At 72.4% G+C, this 9,380-nt stretch carries 12 protein-coding genes; 10 read left to right on the top strand and 2 right to left on the bottom strand.

Features of this window, described 5'->3' with window-relative positions:
- The first annotated feature begins 149 nt into the window (after nucleotides 1-149).
- The 10 genes from AC529_RS19200 to AC529_RS19155 all read left to right on the top strand — a co-directional run bounded on the left by AC529_RS19200 (nucleotide 150) and on the right by AC529_RS19155 (nucleotide 6,329).
- Nucleotides 150-467, top strand: a complete 318-nt coding sequence (locus tag AC529_RS19200) for a hypothetical protein (protein ID WP_157080295.1) — start codon at nucleotides 150-152, stop codon at nucleotides 465-467.
- Complete coding sequence (locus tag AC529_RS19195; RefSeq protein ID WP_068758749.1) at nucleotides 464-649, top strand: hypothetical protein; 186 nt, start codon at nucleotides 464-466, stop codon at nucleotides 647-649. The genes AC529_RS19200 and AC529_RS19195 overlap by 4 nt, the downstream gene beginning before the upstream one ends.
- On the top strand, nucleotides 646-1,812 hold the full coding sequence (locus AC529_RS19190; RefSeq protein WP_068758748.1) for a hypothetical protein: 1,167 nt from the start codon (nucleotides 646-648) through the stop codon (nucleotides 1,810-1,812). Before AC529_RS19195 ends, AC529_RS19190 begins: the two co-directional genes overlap by 4 nt.
- Nucleotides 1,809-2,012, top strand: a complete 204-nt coding sequence (locus AC529_RS19185) for a hypothetical protein (protein ID WP_068758747.1) — start codon at nucleotides 1,809-1,811, stop codon at nucleotides 2,010-2,012. Before AC529_RS19190 ends, AC529_RS19185 begins: the two co-directional genes overlap by 4 nt.
- Nucleotides 2,012-2,263: a hypothetical protein gene (locus AC529_RS19180; RefSeq protein WP_157080294.1), complete on the top strand. Its 252-nt coding sequence runs from the start codon at nucleotides 2,012-2,014 to the stop codon at nucleotides 2,261-2,263. The genes AC529_RS19185 and AC529_RS19180 overlap by 1 nt, the downstream gene beginning before the upstream one ends.
- Nucleotides 2,256-2,642, top strand: coding sequence for a hypothetical protein (locus AC529_RS19175; protein WP_068758745.1), 387 nt, complete (start codon nucleotides 2,256-2,258; stop codon nucleotides 2,640-2,642). Before AC529_RS19180 ends, AC529_RS19175 begins: the two co-directional genes overlap by 8 nt.
- A gap of 73 nt (nucleotides 2,643-2,715) precedes the next feature.
- Nucleotides 2,716-4,725, top strand: coding sequence for a type IV secretory system conjugative DNA transfer family protein (locus AC529_RS19170; protein ID WP_068758744.1), 2,010 nt, complete (start codon nucleotides 2,716-2,718; stop codon nucleotides 4,723-4,725).
- 649 nt (nucleotides 4,726-5,374) lie between these two features.
- Complete coding sequence (locus AC529_RS19165; protein WP_068758743.1) at nucleotides 5,375-5,602, top strand: hypothetical protein; 228 nt, start codon at nucleotides 5,375-5,377, stop codon at nucleotides 5,600-5,602.
- Nucleotides 5,599-6,048 (top strand): type II toxin-antitoxin system Phd/YefM family antitoxin, encoded by a 450-nt coding sequence (locus AC529_RS19160; RefSeq protein ID WP_068758742.1) that lies wholly within the window; start codon nucleotides 5,599-5,601, stop codon nucleotides 6,046-6,048. The genes AC529_RS19165 and AC529_RS19160 overlap by 4 nt, the downstream gene beginning before the upstream one ends.
- Complete coding sequence (locus AC529_RS19155) at nucleotides 6,048-6,329, top strand: hypothetical protein (RefSeq protein ID WP_068758741.1); 282 nt, start codon at nucleotides 6,048-6,050, stop codon at nucleotides 6,327-6,329. The genes AC529_RS19160 and AC529_RS19155 overlap by 1 nt, the downstream gene beginning before the upstream one ends.
- A gap of 191 nt (nucleotides 6,330-6,520) precedes the next feature.
- Here AC529_RS19155 and AC529_RS19150 read toward each other — a convergent pair whose 3' ends face one another.
- A complete protein-coding gene (locus AC529_RS19150; RefSeq protein WP_068758740.1) occupies nucleotides 6,521-8,146 on the bottom strand; it encodes a protein rep in 1,626 nt (541 codons plus the stop codon).
- A gap of 280 nt (nucleotides 8,147-8,426) precedes the next feature.
- Nucleotides 8,427-9,182 (bottom strand): GntR family transcriptional regulator, encoded by a 756-nt coding sequence (locus AC529_RS19145; RefSeq protein ID WP_068758739.1) that lies wholly within the window; start codon nucleotides 9,180-9,182, stop codon nucleotides 8,427-8,429.
- Between the last annotated feature and the right edge of the window lie 198 nt (nucleotides 9,183-9,380).

The raw sequence follows: 9,380 nt of genomic DNA, 5'->3' as shown, positions 1-9,380 counted from the left end.
CCGGAACCGGGCCCCAGCGGGACGCCCCTCGCCGCCGCCGACGACCCCCAGGACCAGGACCCCCCCGTGACCCCCGCCCCCGCCCACGACGGGAAACCCGCCGTGACCTACCAGACCCCCGACCCAGATGTGTATAAGAGACAGATCCGATGCAGACCAGTATGACCTACCCCTGGAACCCTGGCACGCGCTCGCGCCCGGCGGCCGAGTCGACCTGCCCCCCGCACGCGTGGATCACCGTAGGAACCCTGACCTCATGCTCCCGCTGCGGCCAGATCGACTGGACCAGCAGCGCCCCGCGCCTGCTGCCGCTGGCGCTGGTGTCGGCCCGCGCCCTGCCGGACCTGTGGGTCGCCGCGCCGGGTGAGACCCCGGCCGAGACCGCCGCGCGGTGGGACGCCGCACGCCACATCCTGGACGACCTCCTGGACGAGGTCGCCGCAGAGTCCGGGGAGGCGGCGGCATGAGCGCCGACCTGCTCGGGCCTGTGATCCTCGCGGCGGCCGCCGGAATCGCGCTGACCGCCGCCTACATCCGTGCGGCCGCCGCTGTCCGCCGGGTGCGCCAGCGGCTCCGCCGCCTGTCCCGCACCCGAGTCGCCCTCGTCGTCACGACCAACCGACCGATCCGGAGGAGGACCCGCCGATGATCCGCCGTCGCCGCAACCGTGAGGCCGCCACCGCCGACGTGGTGGCCGCCCTGCAGGAGCAGGTCCGCCAGGCTCAGGCGCTGGCGTCCGTCCCCGAGCAGCAGCTCCTGGCCGACCCGCGGCTGAACCCCGCCACCCGCGAGCTGGCCGACGCCCTGGAGGTCGAGCGGCTGCGCGCCCGCCTGGAGGCTGAGCACCGCCGCGTGCTCCGCGCCCAGCGGGAGCGGGAGCGCCAGGAGGACGAGGCGGTCCGGGCCGCCGCCGTCGTCGACCAGGCCCGCGCCGCCACCGACCCCGCGCTGACCGTGCTGTCGGTCGTGCGCTCCCGCCGCCGGTTCACCTCCCTCTGCCTGACCGCCTCGCTCGCGCTCTCCGTCGGGTCGGCGATGGGCCTGGAGGCCGCGGTCGGCACCTACTACCCGGGCGCGCCCACGGGCATCGGCTACCTGGCGGAGGTCGCGCTGACCGGCATGTCAACCGCCGCAATCATCTGGTCGGGGTTGCTGGCACGCACCGGCGTGGCACTCAGCCGCCCGGTCCGCGTCGCCCTGGGAACCCTGGTGGCACTGCCGCTGCTGGCGTCCGTGATCGGGTCGTCCCTCGGGTCCGGCCCGGTGGGTGCGGTCGCGAGCGTGGGTAGCGCCGCGTTCGCTGCGCTGTCGTGGCTGGTGGAGATCAGCGCCGCCACCGCCACCGCCGCGCTGCTGCGCCGCATCGACCAGCGCACCGCGACCGAGGAGGAGGAGGTCGTCCTCGTCGACGAGCCGTCGACGACGGCGACCGGCGACGCCCTGGCCGTGGTCGGCGACGCGATCGCCGACGAGGCCGCCGAGTACCTGCGCCGCTCACACGAGCGCCCGTCCGATCACACGGGCGATCGCACCGAGCTCGTCCCCGCTCTCACCGGCGCTCCCACGGGCGCCCCCGACGAGTCCGACCAGGTCAGCGCATCTGATCGCATGCGATCGCACGACAGCGACGAGGACACCGAGCGGCTGCCCGCTTCGGAGCGCCGCCGCCGGGAGGGCGAGCGGAACCGGGCGCGCGTGCAGGCGTACCTCGTCGCCTACCCCGACGCGAGCACCCGTGAGATCGCCGCCCACACGGGACTCGCAGAGTCCACGATCCGGCGCATCCGCCGCGACCTCCGGGGGGAGTCATGATCCACACCACCACCGTGACGCGCTACCGGGACGACTACACCCGCGGCTACTACTCCGCGTGCACCTGCGGGTGGGAGAGCCCCACCCACGCCACCCGCCGTGGCGCCCGCCGCGACGGCCGCCGCCACCTGGACCAGGTCGCCCCGCCGCCGGAGCAGCCCGCGCTGCCCGGCCTGGACCTCGCGTCGTGGGGGGCGTGATGGACTGCCGGACCCGCATCGCCGCCATCGGCAACCTCATCAGCCGCCTGGTCCTTCTCGCGGACGCCTACGTCGCGGCCGTGCTGGACCGGCGCCCCCTCATCCGCGTCGCCGAGGACACCGCCGCCTGGTTGGGCCGCGCCTGGCGCGCGTCCGCAGCCGAGGCCCGCACCCGCCGCCACGGCCCCGGCCGCGGCGTCATCGCCGTCGTCATCACCCGCCCGACCCGAGAAGAGGACGCCAATGTCTGAGCCCCCCCGTCCCGACACCCCCGGACTGCAGCGCCTGGTCGCCGACCTGTCGAGCATCGAGTTCGACGCCGCATCCGACGTGCAGCGCTACATCGTGACGCTGCGCAACGCATGCAAGGTTCTGGCCGTAGAGCTGGAGTTCGCGGCCGACGACCTGGAGCAGCGGTTGCGCGCGATCCCGCCCGCGGGAGACGAGGAGACCGGCGTGGTCATCGCCCGGCGCGCCCGCCAGGTCGCCAAGCACCTGCGCCGGTCGGCCGAGGCCACGCGGGAGGTCGGCATCGCCGCCAGCAAGACCTGGTCCTCGTTGAGGACGCATTTCGGTGACCACATGGGCCAGCGCCGCCGCAGGGGCAAGCAGATCAACCTGCAGTCCTGAGCCGCTTCCCCGGGGGCGCAGCCGCCGCGCCCCCTGCCCCGCACCGAGACCCGATCACCTGAGAGGACCCGACATGGAGAAAGAGCTCATCGCCTGGCCCGACGAGGTGAAGCGCCGCAGCCCCGGGATTGGGGCCTACCTGCGTCCGTGGGCCACCACCGTGGGACTGATCCCCGCCGGATGGGCCGCACACCTGGCCTGGGGCGACGCCGGACTCACCACCGGGCTCGCCGCCACCGGCATCACCGCGGCCGGGGCCTGCGTCACCTGGCTGTCCTGGCGACTGTGCCGTGCCCGCACCTGGTACGCCGCCCTCGTCGCCCCCGCCACCGCCGGGGGCATCACCGCCTGGATGGCCACCGCCACCATCGCCGGGGTCGGCCGCCCCTGGGTCGACCTCCTCGTCGTAGGCGGGGCCGCGCTGTCCGGGCTGATCAACATCCACACCTGGCAGCGCAACCAGAGCGGAGGCCGGTCCGGAAACACCGTGTGGGACCGCCCTATGCCCACGTGGCGCGAGGTCTGCCAGCTCCTGGGCCTGCGTGACGTGCGCATGCGCGTCGTGGCCCGCACCGACACGCAGATCCGCGCGGAGGTCACCGTCCCCCCGGGCAGCACGGTCGACAGTCTCCAGGGACGGCGGGACGAGCTCGCCAGCGCCTACGACGTCGCGCCCGGCGCGGTGCGGGTGATCCCGGACCCGTCCCGCGCCCGCCGCGCCACGCTGATCATCACCACGCAGGACGTCATGGGCCAGCTCATCCCCTGGCCCGGGCTGGACCCCGACGAGGTCGGCACGTCCATCGCCGACGCGCCCCTGACCCTGGGCGTCTACGAGGACGGCACCCCATTCACCGACGAGGTCGACAACCGGCACACGCTGGTGGTCGGCATGTCGGGCGCCGGGAAGTCCGTCTACGGCAAGATCAAAATGGTGTCGGTCGCCGCCAGGTGCGACACGTTTGTAATGTGCGTTGACCTGTCCAAGTCATCGCAGACCATCGGCCCCATCCGGAGAGCGATCGGCTGGGCCGCCACCACCCGCGCGGAGGCCCACGCCATGCTCGCGGCTCTGGAGCGCGCCGTCACGGCGCGCGCCAACTACCTGGGAGAGCGCGGGCTCCCCGGGTGGACCAGGGACTGCGGACTGACCCTGCTCCACGTCCAGCTGGAGGAGGCCGCCGACCTCGCCGACCTCGACCGGCTGGTGAAACTCCTGCGCACCGCACGCAGCACGGGCATCCATTTCGAGATCAGCCTGCAGCGCGCCACCTGGTCCAACATCGACACCGACACACGGGCACAGTTGGGTGACGGGGTGTGTTTCGGTGTCCGCGACGAGGCAGACGCCCGGTTCGCCCTGCCCGACTACGTGACCGAGGCGGGCGCTGCCCCGCACCACTGGCGCAAATCGCGCCCGGGCGCGGCCTACGCCGCCGTGGAGTCCGCGCCCCCGGAACGCCACGCCCTGGCCGTGAAGATGTACGGACCGCCCAGCACGCAGACGGCCGAGGAGAACGTCGTCCTGTCGGCCGCGGCTGAGTCCCTGCCTGATCAGGATGCCAAGCTCGACGAGGTCACCCGAGAGGCGTTCGGGCAGGCCTACGCGGACTACCACCTCCGCCGCGCCGGAACCGAGCCCCAGCAGGACGCCCTCGTCGCCGCCGACGAGCACCAGGACCAGGAGCACACCGTGACCACCGCCGCCGACCACGACGGGGAACCCGCCGTGACCTACCAGACCCCCGACCCCGACCCCGACATCCCCACCCCGTCCCTGGACGACCCCATCGAGATGCCCCCCGGAGGGCAGGATTTCGCCTTCGGGCCGGCGCCCCGCTCCCGCGAGTCCGCTGCGGAGGCCCGCGCCCGCCTAGACGCACAGCTGAACCTCTGGGCCGACCAGGGCCACAGCCGGTTCCGCGCACCTGAGCTCCTCGGCGCCCTGCGGTCCTCCGGGCTCCAGCGGAGCCGCGCGTGGCTCCTGGGGGAGCTCAAGCGCCTGGAGGCCGAGGGCCGCCTCCTCCACCACGACGGCGGCGAGTACGAACTCGCCACCGACCGCGAACCCGTCCCCGCGTAGCCGCGACCCCACGCGCCCCTCGTCGACCAGTTCGGCGGGGGGCGCACCCATGTGTCAGACCCGGTGTCAGAGAGGTGTCAGACCCCCTGTCAGAGAGGTGTCAGACCGGGTGTCAGACACCTGTCAGACACCCCCTGACCTGTAACCCCGCGCCGGGGCACCCCGGGGTGTCAGACCGGCCCCCGACGCCCGACACAACGGTCTGCTCCCGGCCGCCGGGACGCCCGTGGTGGACGCCAGATGCCTCCGGCGGGGGCCTCCGGCTCCGGGATGGCAGGGGAGCACTCAGGGCTGACCGTGGCCTGTGGGGGCTCCCGCCATCCCGCCCACCGCCGCCCCAGTCGGAGACCTACCGCACCGCCGCCAGGCCCGCCAACCCCCTCCGCAGGCCCGGCTCCGCTGCGCTCCGCCGACCCCGCTCCGGGGGTCACGCCTCGGTCGCTGCGCTCCCTCGGTGGCAGGCCCGACGTCGGCACGGTCGCGCTACGCGTGGGACGACGGCAGACGGGATGGCTCACCGCCCCACCGTGCGCTGACGCGCCGACGAGGCGACGAGGCGACTTTCCGGAACCCCTTCCCCATAGGTGTACGACGCTGTACACTACGTGATGTGTACACGCCCGTACACACCACCTGAGAGGACACCACCGTGACCCCCGACCCCAGACTCCGCACCCTCACCGACGCCCTGGCCGCCGAAGACATCCACCTCGCCCCCGCCGACATCGCCTACCTCGCCGCCGAACTCGACGCCTACGACACCACCGACCCCGACGCGCTCATGCTCGCCGTCGAGCGCGAGCTGGTCATCTGCGACGTGCAGGTCGACCTCCTCGTCGCCGAGCGCATCGCCAACCGCATCCGGAGGACCCGATGACCACCGTCACCGCCGCCGACGCCCGCGACCGCCTCGGCACCCTCGCCGCCCAGGTCCGCGACACCGGCCGCCCGATCACCATCACCGCCGACGGCCGCCCCGACGCCGCCCTCGTCACCCTGGACGCCCTGACATCCGTGGGCCTGACGCTGGCCGGAGCGTGGGGCGTCCGCGAGGCCCGCGCCGACTGGTCCACCGTCCGCCGCCTCGCCGCCACCGCCGGCCCCCAGGGCATCGCCCACCGCGACCACCTGGCCGCCGTGCTGGTCGACCCGCGCACCGCCGACGAGATCGCCCGCGGACTGCCCGTGCTGGAGTTCGAGGTGCTGTCCAGCGACGAGGAGGGCCGCCTCTACGCCGACGGCACCCCCATCCCCCCCGGCCGCTACGCCGCCGCCGGAGGCGTCCTGATCGTCAACGACCCCAACCAGCCCGAGGAGTTCTAATGGTGGTCATCGGCTGGCTGCGTCACCGCCGACAGCAGCGCGACGAGGAGATCCGACACTCCGAACAGCGGATCGCCGCCTGGCGACGCGAGATCGCCGCGCACCGATCCCGCCAGTACGTCATCCGCCACGGCCTGGGACTGTGGCTCGGTCAGAACCCCGCCTACGTCACCGGATCCGGCACCGAGCTGGACGACCGAGACGCCGACATCCGCGTCCTGCAGGCCAACATCCGCGACGAGGAGGAGATCCTCGACCACCTCCGCCGCCGCTGGATCTGACCCCACCACCCCACGCCCCGACCGCCCCGGTGGTCGGGGCGCACCCATGTCCACCGGCACAGAGCAAAGGTATCTCTCGCTCCGGCGAGAGATACGGCCGACGACGCCCGTCGGCTGGAGAAACCCGATGATCATCCGTCACTCCGGGGAAGAAGGAGCCCCTGCCTGTACGCCGTACAGGCAGGGGAGGATCATGCCTTCGGCTCTGCTGCTACCGGAGCCAGCAGGCCCCGCTCCCTGAGCCTGGCGATGCCAGCCTCCGCACGCGCCCGGTTCGCGCGGCACATGGCCGCCAGCACGTCGAGGTCTGCGACGTGCGGCGGCTCCGGCACGAGCACGCCCTGAGACGGCCGCTCAGGCTCCGGTGCCACCTCGGTGGCCCGGCCCACTGGGAGACGCGCCTCCGGCCGCACTGCGGGGCGTTCCCTCGCGTCCAAGCGCGCCCGCTGCTCTCGATCCCGCTCTGCCTCCTCGTCATCGACGTAGTCGACCGTCGGAGGCGGTAGGACATCCCGACCCCACTGCAGTCCCCATTGCTTGATGAGCCAGCGCACCCCTGCCTGGCCGTTGCGCTCTGCCGCCTGGACCAGCGCTAACTTGCGCCCCGGGACCGTCACGATGTGCCCATACCAGGTGGCCGACGGCACGACTGCGATGGGCACCGCGTCCTCGTCGACTTCCGCCGCGATCTCCGCATCGGTGCGCTCGTCGACCTCGGTCAGCTTCGCCAGCTCGTCCCGGATCTTCGTGGACCACCACAGCGCCCGGACGCCGTGGGACGCCGATTCGTACTCGTGCCACAGCCGCACGTCGGCCGCCCGCTGCGCTTCGGTCCGGGACTCGTCGGCGGTGTCGCCGAGGATCTCGAACGGCGTTCGCCGCCCGTTCCGGCCCCGCTTCGCATCGGCGCGCGTGAGCTCGGACCCAAGCCGCCAGCTCACACCCTTGTCGGCCTTGACCAGGTACCGGGCCATCGCAACGCTGTCATCACCGTTGGGAACGTCGATCCGGACCCCGCGCTTCTCCGACGGCAGGTAGCCGCCCTCCTTAGCCACAGCAGCAGCCCACCGGGCGTAGGCCGCCATTCGGAACTCCTCCGCGCGCTCCTCCGACCAGGGGTCCGCGACGAACACGAGCACGTGCCAGTGCGGGTGCCAGCCGTTCGCCCCGTGCGTGACCTCCCATGCACGGGCGTAGCCGACGATGCCGAACTCGTCCTTGAGACGGACCCACATCTTCCCGGCCTTGGCCCCGAACGCCCGGGACCACGCCGCGTGCTGGAGCTTGACCAGGTCCTGCAGCCCATGCCGCTGGTAGTGCCGGAGGGTGAACGTCGCCAGGACCACACCGCCCCCGGCGCGCTCCCACGCTTCGACGTAAGCCTCCATCTCGACGGCGCGCGCACTTCGGATGCGTCCCGAGCACACGGGGCACAAGTGGATCTTGCCGCAGGTGGCCAACCCGGTGTAGCGCGCACCGCCGCCCCCGGCGACGAGGGTCGCGCCGCCGCTTACCGGCGCGTGGTTGCAGTCACGCGCCGCCTTGTCCCGGGTGATCTCGCGAAGGACGTCCTGGAGCCGCCACGCCTCGTCTCGGAGCTCCGCGCGCCACTCGTCCCGGGGCTTGGAACCAAACCCCTTCTTGGACGCAGCCCCCCCGCCACAACCCTGCTGACCTGCGCGGGTAGTACTGCCCCCTGTACTACCAAGGCGCCCCGCCGCCGGGGTTTCGGACGGGCTTGCACCCACGGCTTCGGGGTGGGTTTGGGGGGACTTTGTGCCCCGCGTCTCCACACGGTCGCCGGGGGGATCTATCATCGGAGGCAAGGGAGCCTCCTTCGCCCTGCGCACGCAGGGATTTGTGACTTCGTCGCTGTAGTCATCGGGGCCTCTCTAGACCGGCTCAGCCGGTCGGTAGGCCCAGAGCGCCAGGTTTGCAGGCCGCAGGCGCACTGGGAACTCTTCGTGATCAGGGTCGGAGTTGGCGCTCCGGCCCTCTTCTCATTCGTCCGTCATCATGCCGCACTCTGGCGACCTGTGTCGCTGCCATTCGTAGTTGTCCACAGAAGCCCAGGCGCACGCCTGGGCTGGCTGTTTGTTACAGGGACAGGGGCAGGGGCAGGTCTTCATACGTCAACGCCACCCGGTCCGCGTCGGCTGCCGCGCGGAGCAGCTCCAGCGCGACGCCCTGGCGGTCGCGGGTGATGCGTTCCAAGGCCAGCACAGGAGTCCCACCAAGGCCGAGGACTGCTGCCTCCTCAGCAGTGGGAAGTCGTGCGGTCACCGTCTCGGTCACGGAGGCCGGAGCGTGGCCCAGCCGCGTCAGCTCCCCGTATACGCCCCCGACGACCTTCCCGGTCCCTGCTAGTGGGGTGCCGTCCGCGATGTCCGCAGGCATCCATGCCTCCTGCACCTGGGCCACCTGGGCGCGCGCCCACATGTGCCGTCGGCGGTAGACCACCGGCGCGCCGTCGTCGATCTCCAGCAGCTCCGCGACGTCGCTAGGGGCCGGTAGCCGCTCCACCCCGACGAGCTCCGCCCGCCCGTCGATGCCCTGGCGCTCGCAGGCCGTCTCCCACGGTCCGCGCTCCCCGCCGGGGGACAGCACCGCACCGTACCGGGACAGGGGCAACCGCACCGTGCGACGGTCCCGGACGACTGTGCCCCGGCGTCGCACGGGGGTCACCAGGCCCTCGCGCTCCAGCACCGCGACCGCCTGGCGGATCGTCCACCGGGACACCCGGTAGGTCTCGCAGAGATCCGTCTGGTGCGGGATGGTCTCCCCCGGGGCGTAGGTGCCGCGGAGGATCGCGGCGCGGAGATCGTCCGCTATCTGCTGGTATCTGCTGGTCATCTCATCTCCCGGCCCTTTCGGTAGATCACTCTGCCCCTAATGATAGGTCCAGCCATATTGACGGACTAGAGGGGAGCCTACACAATCGGTTATGTCCAGCCATAAACCGGCGGACATGTAGAAGCCCCCACCGGCTGCGACCCGGTGAGGGCGACACGGACCCCTGACGTGGAGGGACCCGATGCAGACCAGTATGAC

The organism is Thermobifida cellulosilytica TB100 (assembly GCF_001517975.1).
In the GTDB taxonomy this organism is placed as follows: Bacteria; Actinomycetota; Actinomycetes; order Streptosporangiales; family Streptosporangiaceae; genus Thermobifida; species Thermobifida cellulosilytica.
This window is presented reverse-complemented; position numbering and strand designations above follow the sequence as displayed.

Bases quoted from the DNA above. Each gene is read 5' to 3' on its own strand.
- AC529_RS19190 (WP_068758748.1), top strand. From the start codon at position 646: ATGATCCGCCGTCGCCGCAACCGTGAGGCCGCCACCGCCGACGTGGTG.
- AC529_RS19170 (WP_068758744.1), top strand. From the start codon at position 2,716: ATGGAGAAAGAGCTCATCGCCTGGCCCGACGAGGTGAAGCGCCGCAGC.
- AC529_RS19155 (WP_068758741.1), top strand. From the start codon at position 6,048: ATGGTGGTCATCGGCTGGCTGCGTCACCGCCGACAGCAGCGCGACGAG.
- AC529_RS19150 (WP_068758740.1), bottom strand. From the start codon at position 8,146: ATGATAGATCCCCCCGGCGACCGTGTGGAGACGCGGGGCACAAAGTCC.
- AC529_RS19175 (WP_068758745.1), top strand. From the start codon at position 2,256: ATGTCTGAGCCCCCCCGTCCCGACACCCCCGGACTGCAGCGCCTGGTC.
- AC529_RS19145 (WP_068758739.1), bottom strand. From the start codon at position 9,182: ATGACCAGCAGATACCAGCAGATAGCGGACGATCTCCGCGCCGCGATC.
- AC529_RS19195 (WP_068758749.1), top strand. From the start codon at position 464: ATGAGCGCCGACCTGCTCGGGCCTGTGATCCTCGCGGCGGCCGCCGGA.
- AC529_RS19200 (WP_157080295.1), top strand. From the start codon at position 150: ATGCAGACCAGTATGACCTACCCCTGGAACCCTGGCACGCGCTCGCGC.
- AC529_RS19160 (WP_068758742.1), top strand. From the start codon at position 5,599: ATGACCACCGTCACCGCCGCCGACGCCCGCGACCGCCTCGGCACCCTC.
- AC529_RS19180 (WP_157080294.1), top strand. From the start codon at position 2,012: ATGGACTGCCGGACCCGCATCGCCGCCATCGGCAACCTCATCAGCCGC.
- AC529_RS19185 (WP_068758747.1), top strand. From the start codon at position 1,809: ATGATCCACACCACCACCGTGACGCGCTACCGGGACGACTACACCCGC.